We start from the raw sequence: 18248 nt of genomic DNA, 5'->3' as shown, positions 1-18248 counted from the left end.
AGGAAAGTTTTTGTCGTTGCAACGCTGTAGCCATTCCAAAATCAACAAGGAGCTTCAGATGTCCGCACCTTCCACCAGCACCGTTGTGCGCGTGCCTTTTACCGAGCTGCAAAGCCTGTTGCAGGCCATTTTCCAGCGCCATGGGTGCAGCGAGGCCGTGGCCCGGGTGCTGGCCCACAACTGCGCCAGCGCCCAGCGTGATGGCGCCCATAGCCATGGGGTGTTCCGCATGCCCGGTTATGTCTCGACGTTGGCCAGCGGCTGGGTCGATGGCCAGGCCACGCCACAGGTCAGCGACGTGGCCGCCGGCTATGTGCGTGTCGATGCTGCGGGCGGTTTTGCCCAGCCGGCACTGGCGGCGGCCCGTGAGCTGTTGGTGGCGAAGGCGCGCAACGCAGGCATTGCCGTGCTGGCGATCCACAACTCGCACCACTTCGCCGCGCTATGGCCGGATGTCGAGCCGTTCGCCGAAGAGGGCCTGGTAGCCCTCAGCGTGGTCAACAGCATGACCTGCGTGGTGCCGCATGGTGCACGCAAGCCGCTGTTCGGTACCAACCCCATCGCTTTTGCTGCGCCTTGCGCCGAGCATGACCCGATCGTTTTCGACATGGCCACCAGTGCCATGGCCCATGGCGATGTGCAGATTGCCGCGCGTGCCGGCCAGCAATTGCCGGAGGGCATGGGGGTGGATGCCGATGGCCAGCCAACCACCGACCCTAAGGCGATTCTGGAAGGCGGCGCCTTGCTGCCATTTGGCGGGCACAAGGGCTCGGCGTTGTCGATGATGGTCGAACTGCTGGCGGCGGCACTGACCGGCGGTCATTTCTCCTGGGAGTTCGATTGGTCCGGGCATCCGGGGGCGAAAACGCCATGGACCGGGCAGTTGATCATCGTCATCGACCCAGGCAAGGCCGAGGGCGAGCGCTTTGCCCAGCGCAGCCGCGAACTGGTGGAGCAGATGCAGGCTGCCGGGCTGACCCGCATGCCGGGTGAGCGGCGCTATCGTGAGCGCGAGGTGGCCGAGGAGGAGGGGGTGGCGGTGACCGAGCAGGAGCTGCAAGGCCTGAAAGAGCTGCTTGGCTGATCTGGCCCGTTCGCGGGTTTACCCGCAAAGAATCCAGCCCTCATCCCGGTCATGCAATGTTGCATAGACAACCTTGCACAATAGTGGATGTTCCTGAGCCCGCTCTGCGGGTATGCTCAGGGCTGACTTTCCGTACCGTCCTGATCCAAAGGAGCTGCACGCTGTGTTCAAACATGTCGATGCCTATGCCGGCGACCCGATCCTCTCGTTGATGGAAACCTTCAAGGCCGACCCGCGCGCCGACAAGGTCAACCTGAGTATTGGCCTGTACTACGATGAGGCCGGCGTGGTGCCGCAACTGGCGGCGGTGGATGCGGTGGAAAAACGCATTGCCGGTCAGGACCACGAAGCCTCTCTGTACCTGCCGATGGAAGGCCTGGCCAGCTACCGCCAAGCCATCCAGGCGTTGCTGTTCGGTGCTGATCACCCGGCCGTGACCGGCGGCCGTGTGGCCACCGTACAGACCGTGGGTGGCTCCGGCGCCCTGAAAGTCGGTGCCGACTTCCTCAAGCGCTACTTCCCGCAGTCCGAAGTCTGGGTCAGCAACCCGACCTGGGACAACCACCGCGCCATCTTTGAAGGTGCAGGCTTCAAGGTGCACACCTACCCGTACTTCGACCAAGCCACCCGTGGCGTGGACTTCGACGGCATGCTGGCCACCTTGCAGAGCCTGCCGGCCAACAGCGTGGTGCTGCTGCACCCGTGCTGCCACAACCCTACTGGTGCCGATCTGCAGCAGCACCAGTGGCAACAAGTGGTCGAAGTGGTCAAGGCGCGCCAGCTGATCCCGTTCCTCGACATCGCCTACCAAGGCTTCGCCGAAGGCCTGGTAGAAGACGCCTACGCTATTCGCGAAATGGCCCGTGCCGGCGTGCCGTGCCTGGTCAGCAACTCCTTCTCGAAAATCTTCTCGCTGTATGGCGAGCGGGTGGGCGGCCTGTCGGTGGTGTGCGATGACGAGGCCACTGCCCAGAGCGTGCTTGGCCAGCTGAAGGCCACCGTGCGCCGCAACTACTCCAGCCCGCCCAACTTCGGCGCCCAGCTGGTTGCCGGCGTATTGAGCGATGCTGGCCTGAATGCCCAGTGGGCCGAAGAAGTCGAAGTGATGCGCAAGCGTATCCTCGACATGCGCCAGGCGCTGGTCGATGCCCTGGCCGTGTTGCTGCCGGGCCAGGATTTCCAGTTCTTCCTGCGCCAGCGCGGCATGTTCAGCTACACCGGCTTCAGCGTCGAGCAGGTACGTCGCCTGCGTGACGAGTTCGGCGTGTACCTGATCGACAGCGGCCGTGTGTGCATGTCCGGCCTGCGCCCGGCCAACCTGCAACGGGTTGCCGAAGCGTTCGCTGCCGTTCAGAAGTAACTCGCCAAGGGACCAGCCACGGCCCCTCCTGTGGGGCGCGGTTGGACTTTGTGGGAGAGGCCTTGTGTCGCGAAAGGGGTGCGGAGCGCCCCCACGATTGCAGCTTTGCCGCTGACATTGCTGGGGCCGCTTTGCGGCCCTATCGCGACGCAAGGCCGCTCCCACAGGCCGCTCCCACAGGCGGCCCCCAGAGGCGGCCCCACAGGCCCCCAGGCCGCTACATTCCATCGATCGACACCAGCAATGCCTTCCGCTTGTAAAGACAAGTGCAACCGCTCCTCGGAAAAGGGCTTCGCAAGTGCAACCTTTCCGTGCACAATCGCGCCCCTCTTTTCCGGTTGAGTTGGGCGAAACGTCTATTTCGCCATTCTCAGCCTGTTGCAGTCTTGCGAGTGGAGCTTCACCCGGAATGAATGAGCAGGCCCCAAGCGTTGAACAACGCTTTGCAGAATCGACCCCCGCCGCCCTCGGCACCTGGGCGCGTCACGACACCACCTGGATGCTGGGCCTGTTCGGCACAGCCATCGGCGCCGGGACACTGTTCCTGCCGATCAACGCCGGCCTTGGCGGCTTCTGGCCGCTGCTGATCCTGGCCGTGCTGGCCTTCCCGATGACCTATTTCGCCCATCGCGGGCTGACCCGTTTCGTCCTTTCCGGGCGTGATGGCAGCGACATCACCGAAGTGGTCAAGGAGCATTTCGGCATCACCGCCGGTGCCTCGATCACCGTGCTGTACTTCTTCGCCATCTTTCCGATCCTGCTTATCTACAGCGTGGCGCTGACCAACACCGTGTCCAGCTTCATGGAACACCAGCTGCACATGCAACCGCCGCCACGGGCAATCTTGTCATTCGTGCTGATCCTCGGCCTGCTGGCCATCGTGCGCTGCGGGGAGCAGGCCACGGTCAAGGTCATGAGCCTGCTGGTCTACCCGTTCATCGTTGCGCTGGCGTTGCTGGGCCTGTACCTGGTGCCGCATTGGACCGGTGGCATTCTCGACAGCGCCACAGAGGTGCCGCCGGCCTCGGCCTTCCTGCACACCTTGTGGCTGGCCATTCCGGTAATGGTGTTCTCGTTCAACCATTCGCCGATCATTTCGGCCTTTGCCGTCGACCAGAAGCGCCGTTACGGCGAGCACGCCGATGAGCGTAGTGGCCAGATCCTGCGTCGTGCCCATCTGCTGATGGTGGTGATGGTGCTGTTCTTCGTGTTCAGCTGCGTGCTCACCCTGAGCAGCGCCCAACTGGCCGAAGCCAAGGCGCAGAACCTGTCGATCCTGTCGTACCTGGCCAACCACTTCAGCAACCCGACCATCGCGTTCGCTGCACCGTTGATCGCCTTCGTGGCCATCGCCAAGTCGTTCCTCGGCCACTATATCGGTGCCAGCGAAGGCCTGAAGGGCATCATCGCCAAAACCGGTGCGCGCCCAGGCGCCAAGGCCCTGGACCGCGTGGTTGCCGCACTGATGCTGGTAGTTTGCTGGATCGTTGCCACCCTCAACCCGAGCATTCTCGGCATGATCGAGTCGCTCGGCGGCCCGATTCTCGCGGTGCTGTTGTTCCTGATGCCGATGTACGCCATTCGCCGTGTGCCATCGATGCGTAAGTACAGCGGTGCGGCCTCCAATGTGTTCGTCGTTGTGGTCGGCCTGGTTGCGCTGACTTCGGTGGTGTACGGCCTTGTAAGCTGATTCACCCGTTTCATTCAAGAATGCCCGGGTCGCTTGTCGCCACCCGGGCATTTTTTTGCCTGATCAAGGGTTCAGCAGCGTTGCATTCCATCGTCCTTGGTGCATGCAAGCATCCACCCTCCGCACAGGCTGGCCACCACGAACAGCACGCCCAAGCCTGCCGGTAGCTCGCTTTCCAAACCTGCGACCACACTGCTCGTCAAACCGGCACCGGCGAACAGCAATGTCGTATTGAGCGACGCTGCCGCACCTGCCTGACGCGGATAGCGCGCCAAAGCCTGGGTTGTTGCGGCGGGGCGTACCAAGGTTGTCCCGGTGGTACAGACAATCATCGGCAGTAGAACCCCCAGCACAGATAAACCTGCCACCCATTCCCACATCAAAAGGGTGATGCCCGCAGTACTTATAAGCAGCAAGCCTGCTTTTATTTGAGCTTGCGGGGTTACGCGACTGTTCAAGTAGGTCGCAGCCATGCCGCCGACAATGTATGCCAACCCATAGCCGATAAAGACCAGAGAGAATTGATAGGCCGTCAGCTCCAGCCTGCCCATCAGCAGCAAGGGCGCTATGACGATAAAGGAAAAATGGCAGGCAAAGGCGAGGCTGGAGAGCATGGAATGCGCGAGATAGTCCGTGTCTCGCAGCATCACCCGATAACTGGACATACTTGGCGCTCGGTCATGCGACGCAGGTGTGTCATGGAGCAGCACACACGATAAAAGTGAAACGATTGCAGCGATGATCACGAATACCGTAAAGCTCGCCTTCCAGCCAAAGGACTGTTGAAGAAAGGCACCTGCCAGCGGTGACAGTGAGATGAACAACCCGCTCGCGCTTGTTAACAGGATGCGCATGGCATTGCGTTGTGTACCGCTGTAGAGGTCCTGCACAAGCGCCTGGCCTAGCACGAGGCTGCCGCAACCCAGGGCCTGCACCAAGCGAAAGGCCATGAACGTTTCATAATGGGTTGAAAATACGCAACCGAGCGCCCCCACAATGGATACGCTCAACCCAGCGAGCAACAAACGGTTGCGCCCGATGCCATCCGACAGTGGGCCGATCACGATTTGCGCCATGGCCACACCGACAGCAAAAAAGCTCACTGAGTACGCAATCTGTTTTGTGTCGACCCGAAACTCATCTGAGAGCGCAGGGAATGATGGGAGGATTACGTCCAGAGGAAACACACCCAGCAGACATAACAAAATCAGCAACGTCGAGCACAGGTGGCGCCGGAGCGAACCCGCGGGGCGGTTCATGCCATTAACTCCTCGATTGGAACTGCAAGAAATAGCTTTCGTCATCCAGTAAATCAGTACGCTAAAGATGTACAAGGTGAGCTTGGTAGCGAAACTTCCGATAGAGGTGTAGGAACTGTAGGGGGAGGTCAGGATGGGCATTCGGCAGCGGTGAGGCAACTGGCGATAACCGCGGCTATCGGCATTTTTTGTCCACAAAAATCGTCCGGCAATGGAACAATTTCACCTGCCCCCATAGGCACCCGGCTGCCTTCATGCTTAACTCAGTGTCCTTTTCAAACCCCGCATAAGGATTTCGTCATGGCTCAAGTGACTCTCAAAGGCAACCCGGTCCAGGTCAACGGCAACCTGCCACAGGCCGGCGCCCAGGCTCCGGCTTTCTCCCTGGTAGGTGAAGGCCTGGCCGACAAGTCGCTGAAAGACTACGCCGGCAAGCGCAAGGTGCTGAATATCTTCCCAAGCGTCGATACCCCGACCTGCGCCACCTCGGTGCGCAAGTTCAACGCCAAGGCCAGCGACGTTGCCAACACCGTGGTGCTGTGCATCTCGGCTGACCTGCCGTTCGCCCAGGCTCGTTTCTGCGGCGCCGAAGGGCTGGAGAATGTGAAGAACCTGTCGACCCTGCGTGGCCGCGAGTTCCTCGAGAACTACGGCGTAGCCATCGCCGACGGCCCGCTGGCCGGCCTGGCCGCCCGCGCCGTGGTGGTGCTGGACGAGAACGACAAGGTGCTGCACAGCGAACTGGTTGGCGAAATTGCTGACGAGCCGAACTACGACGCGGCGCTGGCTGTACTGAAGTGAGGATTGCGTGGGGCAGGGCGGGCGTCTGTAGCCTGTGATGGCCCCTTCGCGGGTAAACCCGCTCCTACAACGTGCGGCACAGGTTTCAAAGGCTGTGACATCCCCGTAGGAGCGGGTTCACCCGCGAAGAGGCCGGCACAGGTAATGGAAACCTTCAGGCCCGCCACCGCTCCAAGCAACACCCTGTAACGGCCCGGAACACGTTCCGGGCCGTTTTCATTTAAAATTCCGCCTCTTGGCAACGTCAGGCAAAGGTAAACCTCTGGTAAAGGCCCTTTGCTAAAACGATGGCAGTGCTTATCGTTCATCCTCCCCAAGTCGTCATTCCGAACAAGGTTCGTTCAACCCATGCAAGCGTCCAATTCCCGTTCCCTTCGTCGCTGGCTCGTCGGCCTGCTGATCCTGCTGCTGGTGGCTGCACTGGCCTGGTGGCTGTGGCCCGCAGCGACGCCTGCGCATAAAGAAGCCAGTGGCGGGCGCGGTGGCAAGGGCATGGGCATGATCGGCGGCCGCCCAGGTTTTGGCGGCTCCAGTGACCCGGTACCCGTACGCGTCGTGCCGGTGCGGACAGGCGACTTCCCCCTCTACTACAAAGCCTTGGGCACGGTTACCGCGACCAATACGGTGAATGTGCGCAGCCGCGTGGCTGGCGAGCTGGTGAAAATCCACTTCAAGGAAGGCCAGCGCGTCAAGGCTGGCGACCTGCTGGCCGAAATCGACCCGCGCCCTTATCGCATCGCCCTGCAGCAGGCCGAAGGCACCTTGGCGCAGAACCAGGCACAGTTGAAGAACGCTCAGGTCGACCTGGCCCGTTACAAAGGCCTGTATGCCGAAGACAGCATCGCCAAGCAAACCCTGGACACCGCCGAAGCCCAGGTTGCGCAGTTCCAGGGGCTGGTCAAGACCAATCAGGCACAGGTCAACGACGCCCGCCTGAACCTCGATTTCACCCAGATCCGTGCGCCCATCAGTGGCCGTGTGGGCCTGCGCCAGCTCGATCTGGGCAACCTGGTAGCCGCCAACGACACCACCGCGCTGGTGGTGATCACCCAGACCGAGCCGATCAACGTCGCCTTCACCCTGCCGGAAACCGAACTGAGCACTGTGCTGGAGCGCTACCGCAGTGGCGCCAGCCTGCCGGTCGAGGCCTGGGACCGCAGTGACAGCAAGCTGCAGTCCACCGGTGTGCTGGGCAGCATCGACAACCAGATTGACACCACCACCGGCACCCTGAAGTTCAAGGGCCGCTTCGAGAACAAGGATCTGGCCCTGTTCCCCAACCAGTTCGTCAATGTGCGCTTGCTGGCCGACACCCTCAAGCAGGTGGTCATGGCCCCGGCCGCGGCCATCCAGTTCGGCAACGATGGCACCTTTGCCTATGTGGTCAACGAGCAGAGCACCGTCAATGTCCGCAAGCTGAAGGTGGGCGCCAGCGATGGCGAGAACAGCGTCATTCTCGACGGCTTGAAGGCTGGCGACCGCCTGGTGCTGGAAGGCACCGACCGCCTGCGCGAAGGCACCAAGGTGGAAGTGGTCGAAGACAGCTCGCAAGTGCCGACCAGCCCGGGCCAGCACCTGCAAGGGCAGGAAGCCAAGGGCGCGGCGCAAACAGGTGAAGCACAACCTGGCAACGCAGCAGGCAAGGCGGGCGCATGAACCTCTCGCGCCTGTTCATCCTGCGCCCGGTCGCCACCACGCTGAGCATGCTGGCCATCGTGCTGGCTGGCCTGATCGCCTACAAGTTGCTGCCGGTTTCCGCCTTGCCGCAGGTGGACTACCCGACCATTCGCGTCATGACCCTGTACCCCGGCGCCAGCCCGCAGGTGATGACCAGCGCTGTCACCGCGCCACTGGAGCGCCAGTTCGGCCAGATGCCGGGCCTGGAACAGATGGCCTCGACCAGTTCTGGCGGCGCGTCGGTGCTGACCCTGCGTTTCAACCTCGACATGAACATGGACGTTGCCGAGCAACAGGTGCAGGCCGCGATCAACGCCGCCAGCAACTTGTTGCCCAGTGACCTGCCGGCACCGCCGGTGTACAACAAGGTCAACCCGGCCGACACCCCGGTGCTGACCCTGGCCATCTCCAGCAAGACCATGCCGCTGCCCAAGCTCAACGACCTGGTCGATACCCGCGTGGCGCAAAAGCTGGCGCAAATCAGCGGCGTGGGCATGGTCAGCATTGCCGGTGGCCAGCGCCAGGCGGTACGCATCAAGGTCAACGTCGACGCCCTGGCGGCCAATGGCTTGAATCTGGATGACGTGCGCACGCTGATCGGTGCCTCCAACGTCAACCAGCCCAAAGGCAACTTCGACGGCCCGACCCGGGTGTCGATGCTCGATGCCAACGACCAGCTGCGTTCTCCCGAGGAATACGCCAACCTGATCCTGGCCTACAACAACGGTGCGCCGCTGCGCCTGAAAGATGTGGCCGAAATCGTCGACGGCGCCGAGAACGAGCGGCTGGCCGCCTGGGCGAACGAGAACCATGCTGTGCTGCTGAACATCCAGCGTCAGCCGGGCGCCAACGTGATCGAAGTGGTCGACCGCATCAAGGGCCTGCTGCCTTCTATTACCGACAACCTGCCGGCTGGCCTCGATGTATCGGTGCTGACCGACCGCACCCAGACCATTCGCGCCGCAGTCAAGGACGTGCAGCACGAACTGCTGATCGCCATCGTTCTGGTGGTGATGGTCACCTTCGTTTTCTTGCGCCGCTTCAGCGCCACCCTCATTCCGTCGATTGCCGTGCCACTGTCGCTGATCGGGACGTTCGGGGTCATGTACCTGGCCGGGTTCTCGGTCAACAACCTGACACTCATGGCCCTGACCATCGCCACCGGCTTTGTGGTCGATGATGCCATCGTCATGCTGGAGAACATCTCCCGGCATATCGAAGAGGGCGAGACGCCCATGCAGGCGGCGCTCAAGGGCGCCCGACAGATTGGCTTCACCCTGATTTCGCTGACCTTCTCGCTGATTGCAGTCCTGATCCCGTTGCTGTTCATGGCGGACGTGGTCGGTCGCCTGTTCCGCGAGTTCGCCATCACGCTGGCAGTGGCCATTCTGATTTCCCTGGTGGTGTCCCTGACCCTGACGCCGATGATGTGCGCGCGTCTGCTCAAGCGCGAGCCCAAGGAAGAAGAACAAGGCCGCTTCTACCGCGCCAGTGGCGCCTGGATCGACTGGCTGATCAAGCACTACGGCAGTGCCCTGCAGTGGGTGCTCAAGCATCAGCCGCTGACCTTGCTGGTGGCGGTGGCCAGCCTGGTGCTCACGGTGTTCCTGTACATGGTCGTGCCCAAGGGCTTTTTCCCGGTGCAGGACACCGGGGTGATCCAGGGTATTTCCGAAGCGCCGCAGTCCACCTCGTTCGCCGCCATGAGCGAACGTCAGCAGGCCCTGAGCAAGGTCATCCTGCAAGACCCGGCCGTGCAAAGCCTGTCGTCCTACATTGGCGTAGACGGCGACAACGCCACGCTCAACAGTGGTCGCCTGCTGATCAACCTCAAGCCCCACGGCGAGCGCGATGTCAGCGCCAGCGAAGTGATCAGCCGCCTGCAGCCGCAGGTCGACCGGCTGGTGGGCATCCGCCTGTTCTTGCAGCCTGTGCAAGACCTCAGCATCGAGGACCGGGTCAGCCGGACCCAGTACCAGTTCAGCCTGTCGTCGCCGGACGCCGACCTGCTGGCGCAGTGGAGCGGCAAGCTGGTGCAGGCGCTGCAACAGCGTCCGGAACTGGCCGATGTGGCCAGCGACCTGCAGGACAAGGGCTTGCAGGTGTACCTGGTAATCGACCGTGACATGGCCAGCCGCCTGGGGATCAGCGTCTCGCAGATCACCAATGCCCTGTACGACGCCTTCGGCCAGCGGCAGATCTCGACCATCTACACCCAGGCCAGCCAGTACCGCGTGGTGTTGCAGTCCAGGGACGCCGCCACGATCGGCCCGCAGGCGCTGGAGTCGATCCACGTCAAGGCCACCGATGGCGGCCAGGTGCGCCTTTCGGCGCTGGCGCGGATCGAGCAGCGTCAAGCGCAGCTGGCTATTTCCCACATCGGCCAGTTCCCGGCAGTGACCTTGTCGTTCAACCTGGCCCACGGCGCGTCGCTGGGCGAAGCCGTGCAGGTGATCGAGCAGGTGCAGAAGGACATCGGCATGCCGCTGGGCGTGCAAACCCGCTTCCAGGGTGCGGCCGAGGCCTTCCAGGCGTCGCTGTCGAGCACCTTGCTGCTGATTCTGGCGGCGGTGGTGACCATGTACATCGTGCTGGGGGTGCTGTACGAGAGCTACATCCACCCGATCACCATCCTCTCGACCCTGCCGTCGGCGGCGGTCGGTGCCTTGCTGGCCTTGCTCATCAGCGGTAACGACCTGGGCATGATCGCCATCATCGGCATCATCCTGCTGATCGGTATCGTCAAGAAGAACGCGATCATGATGATCGACTTCGCCCTGGAGGCCGAGCGCAATCAGGGCATGAGCCCGCGCGATGCCATCTACCAGGCGGCGCTGCTGCGCTTCCGGCCGATCCTGATGACCACCCTGGCCGCGCTGTTTGGTGCGGTGCCGCTGATGCTTGCCACCGGTTCGGGCGCCGAGCTGCGCCAGCCACTGGGCCTGGTGATGGTCGGCGGGTTGCTGGTCAGCCAGGTGCTGACGCTGTTCACCACGCCGGTCATCTACCTGTACTTCGATCGCCTGGCCCGCCGCCTGCGCCCGGCCACTGACGTGAAGCAGGCCCAGGCATGAACCTGTCAGGGCCTTTCATTCGTCGCCCGGTGGCGACCATGCTGTTGAGCCTGGCGATCATGCTGCTGGGCGGAGTCAGCTTTGGCTTGCTGCCGGTGGCGCCTCTGCCGCAAATGGACTTCCCGGTGATCGTGGTGTCGGCGAATCTGTCCGGTGCCAGCCCCGAGGTCATGGCGTCCACCGTGGCCACACCGCTGGAACGCAAGCTGGGCAGCATTGCCGGCGTCACCACGCTCACCAGCAGCTCCAACCAGGGTTCGACACGGGTAGTCATCGGCTTCGAGTTGGGCCGTGACATCGATGGCGCAGCCCGTGAGGTGCAAGCGGCGATCAACGCTACCCGCAACCTGCTGCCCAGTGGCATGCGCAGCATGCCCACCTACAAGAAGATCAACCCGTCGCAGGCGCCGATCATGGTGCTGTCGCTGACTTCGGATGTGTTGCAGAAAGGCCAGCTGTATGACCTGGCCGACACCATCCTTTCACAGAGCCTGGCTCAGGTGTCGGGGGTAGGGGAGGTGCAGATCGGTGGCAGTTCGCTGCCGGCCGTGCGCATTGCCGTCGAGCCGCAACTGCTCAACCAGTACAACTTGTCGCTGGACGAAGTGCGCACCGCAGTATCCAACGCCAACCAGCGCCGGCCCATGGGCTTTGTCGAAGACGCCGAGCGCAACTGGCAGGTGCGGGCCAACGACCAGCTGGAAAGCGCCAAGGATTACGAGCCGGTGGTGATTCGCCAACAGAACGGCACCATTCTGCGCCTGTCTGACGTGGCGACCGTCACCGACGGCGTTGAAAACCGTTACAACAGCGGCTTCTTCAACGACCAGGCAGCGGTGCTGCTGGTGGTCAACCGCCAGACCGGCGCCAACATCATCGAAACGGTCGACCAGATCAAGGCGCAGCTACCGGCACTGCAGTCGTTGCTGCCAGCCAGCGTGCAACTGAACGTGGCCATGGACCGCTCGCCCGTGATCAAGGCCACTCTCAAGGAGGCCGAGCACACCTTGCTGATCGCCGTGGTGCTGGTGATCCTGGTGGTCTACCTGTTCCTCGGCAGCCTGCGCGCCTCGCTGATCCCCAGCCTGGCGGTGCCGGTATCGCTGGTGGGTACGTTCGCGGTCATGTACGTGTGCGGTTTCTCGCTCAACAACCTGTCGCTGATGGCGCTGATCCTTGCCACCGGGCTGGTGGTGGACGATGCCATCGTGGTGCTGGAAAACATCTCCAGGCACATCGAGAACGGCCAGCCGCCGATGAAGGCGGCCTTCCTGGGCGCCAAGGAAGTGGGCTTCACCTTGCTGTCGATGAACGTGTCGCTGGTGGCGGTGTTCGTCTCCATCCTGTTCATGGGTGGCATCGTGCGCAACCTGTTCCAGGAGTTCTCCATCACCCTGGCGGCGGCGATCATCGTCTCGCTGGTGGTGTCGCTCACCCTTACACCGATGCTCTGCGCCCGCTGGCTCACGCCGCAACAGGCCGAACAGACACGCCTGCAGCGCTGGAGCGACAAGCTGCATCAGCGCATGGTTGCTGCCTATGACCGCAGCCTGGGCTGGGCCCTGCGCCACAAGCGGCTGACCCTGCTCAGTCTGCTGGCCACCATTGGCATCAACATCGCCCTGTACGTGGTGGTGCCCAAGACGCTGATGCCCCAGCAGGATACCGGCCAGTTGATGGGCTTCATCCGGGGTGACGACGGCCTGTCGTTCACGGTGATGCAGCCGAAGATGGAAATCTACCGCCGCGCCTTGCTGGCGGACCCGGCAGTCCAGAGCGTCGCCGGTTTCATCGGTGGCAACAGTGGTACCAACAACGCCTTTGTGCTGGTGCGCCTGAAACCGATCAGCGAGCGCAAGATCGATGCGCAGAAGGTGATCGAGCGCCTGCGCAAGGAACTGCCCAAAGTGCCCGGCGGGCGCCTGTTCCTGATGGCTGACCAGGACCTGCAACTGGGTGGCGGTGGGCGTGACCAGACCTCTTCTCAGTACCTGTATACCCTGCAAAGCGGCGACCTGGCGGCGTTGCGCGAATGGTTTCCCAAGGTGGTCGCGGCCCTGCGTGCACTGCCTGAGCTGACCGCCATCGACGCCCGCGATGGTGCCGGTACCCAACAGGTGACGCTGGTGGTCGACCGTGACCAGGCCAAGCGCCTGGGCATCGACATGGACATGGTCACCGCAGTACTGAACAACGCCTACAGCCAGCGGCAGATCTCCACCATCTACGACAGCCTCAACCAGTACCAGGTGGTGCTGGAGATCAACCCGAAATACGCCTGGGACCCGAGCACACTGGAGCAAGTGCAGGTGATCACCGCCGACGGCGCCCGGGTGCCGCTGTCGACCATTGCCCACTACGAGAACAGCCTGGCCAACGACCGGGTCAGCCACGAAGGCCAGTTCGCCTCGGAGGACATCGCCTTCGACGTCGCTGAGGGCTACAGCCCCGACCAGGCCATGGCGGCACTGGAGCGCGCGGTGGCCAAGCTGGGCCTGCCCGAGGAGGTGATTGCCAAGCTCGGCGGCACTGCCGATGCCTTTGCCCAGACCCAGCAGGGCCAGCCATTCATGATCCTTGGCGCACTGCTGCTGGTGTACCTGGTGCTGGGCATTCTGTATGAAAGCTACATTCACCCGCTGACCATTCTCTCGACACTGCCTTCGGCGGGCGTCGGGGCCTTGCTGGCGCTGTACGTCACCGGTGGCGAGTTCAGCCTGATCTCGTTGCTGGGGCTGTTCCTGTTGATCGGGGTGGTGAAAAAGAATGCCATCCTGATGATCGACCTGGCCTTGCAGTTGGAACGCCATCAGGGTTTTTCGCCGGAAGAGTCGATTCGCCGGGCCTGCCTGCTGCGCCTGCGGCCGATCCTGATGACCACCCTGGCAGCGATCCTTGGCGCATTGCCGTTGCTGCTGAGCCAGGCTGAAGGCGCAGAAATGCGTCAGCCGCTGGGCCTGACCATCATCGGTGGCCTGGTGTTCAGCCAGATCCTCACCCTTTATACGACGCCGGTGGTTTACCTGTACCTGGACCGCCTGCGCCACCGTTTCAACCGTTGGCGCGGCGTGCGCACCGACGCCGCCCTGGAAACCCCGCTATGACTTTTGCCCAGACCCCACTTCACCGTGCCCTGCAGGCACTGACCCGTGGCCGTGGCTCGCGCCTGCTTGGTGCCGGGTTGTGCGTGGCCTTGCTCAGTGCCTGTACCCTGAGCCCGGACTACCACCGCCCCGAGCTGAACAGCACGGCGGCGCAGTTCAAGCACGCCGAAGGCTGGACCCAGGCCTCGCCGTCCGACGCCATCGCCCGCGGCGCCTGGTGGGAAATCTACGGCGATGCCGGGCTCAATGCGCTGGTCGAAGAGCTCAACCGCAGCAACCAGACCGTGGCGCAATCAGAAGCCCAGTACCGCCAGGCCCAGGCGCTGGTGCGCAGCAGCCGTGCGGCGCTGTTCCCCAGCCTGGACCTGAGCACCAGCAAGAACCGCTCGGCGCAGGGCACCGGCAGCTCCAGTTCCAGCCTGTCCAATAACAGCAGCGGCATTCGCAACACCTACAACGCGCAGTTGGGCGTGAGCTGGGAGATCGACCTGTGGGGCAAGCTGCGCGAAACCCTGAATGCCAACGAGGCCAGCGCCGAAGCGAGTTTCGCCGACCTTGCGTCGATCCGCTTGAGCCAACAGTCGGAGCTGGTGCAGAACTACCTGCAATTGCGGGTGATCGATGAGCAGAAGCGCTTGCTGGAAGCCACCGTGGCGGCTTATGAGCGCTCGCTGCGAATGAACGAAAACCAGTACCGCGCTGGTGTCGCCGGCCCGGATGCCGTGGCCCAGGCCCGCACCCAGCTCAAAAGCACCCAGGCTGACCTGATCGACCTGATCTGGCAGCGTGCGCAGTTCGAAAACGCCATCGCTGTGCTGCTGGGCAAGACGCCTGCCGACTTCGCCCTGGCTGACAGCAAGGCGATTCCCGCGTTGCCGCAAATACCGGTTTCGCTGCCTTCGCAGCTGCTGGAGCGGCGCCCGGACATCGCTGCAGCCGAACGCAACGTGATGGCGGCCAACGCCAACATCGGGGTGTCGCGGGCAGCCTACTTCCCGGACCTCAGCCTGAGCATGAGTGGCGGTTATTCCAGCAGCAGCTTCAGCAACTGGATCGAGCTGCCCAACCGCTACTGGTCGGTAGGCCCGCAGCTGGCGCTGACCCTGTTCGACGCCGGCAAACGCAGCGCCGAGGTCGACCGCACGGTGGCCGTGTATGACCAGACGGTGGCGCAGTACCGCCAGACCGTGCTGGACGGCTTCAAGGAGGTGGAAAACCTGCTGGTTCAACTAAAAGTGTATGGCGATGAAGCCGTGGTGCGCCAAGAGGCGCTTGATGCCGCCCGCGAGTCGTTGCGCCTGACCGAGAACCAGTACCGCGCCGGGCTGATCGGCTATCTGGATGTGGTCAACGTGCAAACCACGGCGTTGAGCAACGAGCGCAGCGTGCTGAACCTGCTGCAAGGGCGCCTGGTGGCCAGTGTGCAACTGGTGGCTGCGTTGGGCGGCGGCTGGGATGCAGAGCAGGCGTTTGCCGAGCAGAATTGACCAAACCCAGAGGGGGTAGGCTGCGGTTATTGGATCCATTCCCATTCGCAAAAACCCCGTGCGTTTCGCTTAAGCTTGAGTACAATCGTCAGCTTTTGCCGGGCCCCTGTCCCGGCGCTGGAACTCTCAATGCTGACCGGTAGCTACTCCTCTTCGCTGGTGTTGATTTCGCTGTGCGTGGCGATCCTGGCATCCTATACCGCCCTTGACCTGACCGGCCGCATCTCCACGGCCAAGGGCCGCGCTGCCTGCCTGTGGATGGGCGGCGGTGCGTTGGCCATGGGCATCGGCGTGTGGTCGATGCATTTCATTGGCATGCTTGCCTTCCGCTTGCCCATCGACTTGGGGTACGACCTGGCCCTGACCGCGTTCTCGCTGCTGATCGCTGTGCTGTCCTCGGGCTTTGCCTTGTGGCTGGTCAGCCAGCCGAGCCTGCCAGCGCTGCAGTTGGGGTTCGGCGCGCTGATCATGGGCGCCGGTATCGCTTGCATGCACTACACCGGCATGGCTGCCCTGCGCATGCTGCCGGGCATCGATTACGACCCGACGTTGTTCGGTGCTTCGCTGCTGATTGCCGTAGGTGCCTCGGCGACGGCATTGTGGATCGCCTTCCGCCTGCGCACACACACACCCTATGTACGGCAGATCCGCGGCCTGGCGGCGGTGGTCATGGGCGTTGCCATCGTTGGCATGCATTACACCGGCATGGCCGCGGCGAACTTCCCGGAGGGCAGCTTCTGCGGCGCGCTGGGGGGCGGATTGCAGGGTGACAGCCTGGTTTACCTGGTGCTGATCACCACGCTGGCAGTACTGGCAGTGGCTTTGCTGACTTCGGTGCTGGACGCGCGTCTCGAGGCACGTACTGCCGAGTTGGCCCGTTCGCTGACCTTGGCCAACCAGGAACTGACCCAACTGGCCCTGCACGACACCCTCACCGATCTGCCCAACCGTACCCTGCTGGCCGATCGCATCGAACAGGCCATCGCCAAAGTGGCGGAGCAGGGCGGCTGTTTTGCCCTGATGTTCATTGATCTGGACGGCTTCAAACCAGTCAACGATGCCTTTGGCCATCATATCGGTGACCTTCTGCTCAAAGCGGTAGCGGCCCGCCTGCGCGGCCACCTGCACAGCCAGGACACGCTGGCACGGATTGGCGGCGACGAATTCGTGCTGCTGGTGGAACTGCAGGAGCCGAACGATGCCATGGACGTGGCGGTCAAGCAGGTCAACCTGGTGTCCCGGCCTTTCCGCGTGGCCGAGCACGACCTGCAACTGTCTGCCAGCCTGGGCATCGTCCTGTATCCGGGCAACGGCCAGGACCAGCATGAGCTGCTGCGTAATGCCGACGCTGCCATGTACCATGCCAAGAGCGCCGGAAAGAACGGTTACAGCTTCTTCGATGTGTCGATGAACAGCAACGCGCGCCAGCAGTTGCAGCTGTTGCAGGACTTGCGCGTGGCGCTGGAGCAGCGCCAGTTCCGCTTGCATTATCAGCCCAAGTTCGACGCCCAGGCCTGCCAGCCGATCGGTGCCGAAGCGTTGCTGCGCTGGGAGCACCCGCAGCAGGGCCTGCTGCTGCCTGACCGCTTCATCGGCCTGGCGGAAAAGACCGGCCTGATCATCCCCATTGGTGAGTGGGTACTTACTGAGGCTTGCCGTCAGATGCGTCAGTGGCTGGACCAGGGGCATCATGGCTGGCGCATGGCGGTGAACCTGTCGGCCATCCAGTTCTGCCATGCCGGTCTGGTCGACAGCGTGGCCCGCGCCCTGCAGCAGAACGGCTTGCCAGCCAACTGCCTGACACTGGAAATTACCGAAACCACCGCCATGCACGATGCCGACGCCAGCCTGACCGTGCTGCAGCGCCTGTCCGACATGGGCGTGGACTTGTCCATCGATGACTTTGGTACGGGCTATTCCAGCCTGATGTACCTCAAGCGCCTGCCAGCCAACGAGCTGAAAATCGACCGCGGCTTCGTACGTGATCTGGAGCAGGACAGTGACGATGCAGCGATTGTTTCGGCAATTGTCGCACTGGGCCAGGCGTTAGGCCTGCGTATCGTTGCCGAGGGGGTTGAAACCGACAAGCAGCAGGACTTCCTGACCCGTCTGGGGTGTGATTCGTTGCAGGGCTACCTGCTGGGCCAGCCCGTGCCGGCCGAGCAGTTCATGGACAAGTTGCAGGCCATGGCCCCGGAATTCACCGCTGCGGGCTAGACTGCATCGCGCAGGGTAAAGGTGGGTATGAAGGCATCCATTTCCGCCTCGACGGCTTCGATGATGCGCTCTACATCGGCGGCGGCCATGATTGCCGCACAGGGGATGCCGGCAATTGCCAGCAGGGTTTCACCGCTGGCGCGGTCGAACAGCCGCGCGACCATGCTGCGTGGCGCATCCATGCTGGCCTCAAAGCCCAGCGGATGGAAATGCCAGCGCATCACCTGGCAGGCGTTGGGGAACGTCATCTTGTTCATGCCAGCCTCCTTGTCCGTACCTGGACGTGGTGAACGGGGGGCCACTTCGATGCGGCCGCCGGGAAAGTAAAGATAGCACCTGCCACGCGCGATTCTCGGCTGCGAATACGACAAATGTGCCAATGCATGACAGCGGTCACATCCTTGTCATGGGCGCAGTGTGTCAGTTGGCCGCAGGGCAAACGTTTTCCCGGTCGGATAGTGTCAGCTACCCGTTGAGTTCCATGGGTCTCGCTGA

Annotated in this window: 11 protein-coding genes; 9 read left to right on the top strand and 2 right to left on the bottom strand. The window is 62.8% G+C overall.

All coding sequences use genetic code 11. The features are described from left to right. Nucleotides 1–58: 58 nt before the first annotated feature. From FQ668_RS17000 to FQ668_RS16990, 3 genes are all read left to right on the top strand, one after another. Nucleotides 59–1084: an Ldh family oxidoreductase gene (locus FQ668_RS17000; RefSeq protein WP_014590690.1), complete on the top strand. Its 1026-nt coding sequence runs from the start codon at nt 59–61 to the stop codon at nt 1082–1084. Nucleotides 1085–1247: 163 nt separating this feature from the next. Then, nucleotides 1248–2444 (top strand): aromatic amino acid transaminase, encoded by a 1197-nt coding sequence (locus FQ668_RS16995; protein WP_003247729.1) that lies wholly within the window; start codon nt 1248–1250, stop codon nt 2442–2444. A gap of 409 nt (nt 2445–2853) precedes the next feature. After that, nucleotides 2854–4134, top strand: coding sequence for a serine/threonine transporter (locus FQ668_RS16990; RefSeq protein WP_012052080.1), 1281 nt, complete (start codon nt 2854–2856; stop codon nt 4132–4134). A gap of 71 nt (nt 4135–4205) precedes the next feature. Here FQ668_RS16990 and FQ668_RS16985 read toward each other — a convergent pair whose 3' ends face one another. Continuing rightward, nucleotides 4206–5393, bottom strand: a complete 1188-nt coding sequence (locus FQ668_RS16985) for a Bcr/CflA family efflux MFS transporter (protein WP_019437091.1) — start codon at nt 5391–5393, stop codon at nt 4206–4208. Between the two features lie 300 nt (nt 5394–5693). Here FQ668_RS16985 and tpx point away from each other — a divergent pair, with 300 nt between their 5' ends. The 6 genes from tpx (at nt 5694) to FQ668_RS16950 (ending at nt 17753) form a co-directional block, all read left to right on the top strand. After that, nucleotides 5694–6194 (top strand): thiol peroxidase, encoded by a 501-nt coding sequence (tpx, locus tag FQ668_RS16980; protein WP_014590693.1) that lies wholly within the window; start codon nt 5694–5696, stop codon nt 6192–6194. Nucleotides 6195–6542: 348 nt separating this feature from the next. Continuing rightward, nucleotides 6543–7850, top strand: a complete 1308-nt coding sequence (locus FQ668_RS16970) for an MdtA/MuxA family multidrug efflux RND transporter periplasmic adaptor subunit (protein WP_014590694.1) — start codon at nt 6543–6545, stop codon at nt 7848–7850. After that, nucleotides 7847–10945, top strand: a complete 3099-nt coding sequence (locus FQ668_RS16965; protein ID WP_014590695.1) for an MdtB/MuxB family multidrug efflux RND transporter permease subunit — start codon at nt 7847–7849, stop codon at nt 10943–10945. Before FQ668_RS16970 ends, FQ668_RS16965 begins: the two co-directional genes overlap by 4 nt. Further along, entirely contained in the window at nt 10942–14049 is a 3108-nt protein-coding gene (locus tag FQ668_RS16960; RefSeq protein ID WP_014590696.1) for an efflux RND transporter permease subunit, read from the top strand. The genes FQ668_RS16965 and FQ668_RS16960 overlap by 4 nt, the downstream gene beginning before the upstream one ends. After that, entirely contained in the window at nt 14046–15536 is a 1491-nt protein-coding gene (locus FQ668_RS16955) for an efflux transporter outer membrane subunit (RefSeq protein ID WP_014590697.1), read from the top strand. Before FQ668_RS16960 ends, FQ668_RS16955 begins: the two co-directional genes overlap by 4 nt. Nucleotides 15537–15665: 129 nt before the next feature. After that, entirely contained in the window at nt 15666–17753 is a 2088-nt protein-coding gene (locus tag FQ668_RS16950; protein ID WP_019437090.1) for a bifunctional diguanylate cyclase/phosphodiesterase, read from the top strand. Here the strand turns inward: FQ668_RS16950 and FQ668_RS16945 are convergent. Continuing rightward, entirely contained in the window at nt 17750–18010 is a 261-nt protein-coding gene (locus FQ668_RS16945) for a DUF1652 domain-containing protein (RefSeq protein ID WP_014590699.1), read from the bottom strand. The two genes, FQ668_RS16950 and FQ668_RS16945, sit on opposite strands and share 4 nt — an antisense overlap. Nucleotides 18011–18248: the final 238 nt, after the last annotated feature.

The sequence above is a fragment of the Pseudomonas sp. Kh14 genome (genome assembly GCF_900291005.1).
GTDB classification, from domain to species: domain Bacteria; phylum Pseudomonadota; class Gammaproteobacteria; order Pseudomonadales; family Pseudomonadaceae; genus Aquipseudomonas; species Aquipseudomonas alloputida.
Note: the sequence above shows the minus strand (reverse complement) of the source record. Positions and strands in the feature narration are given on the sequence as shown.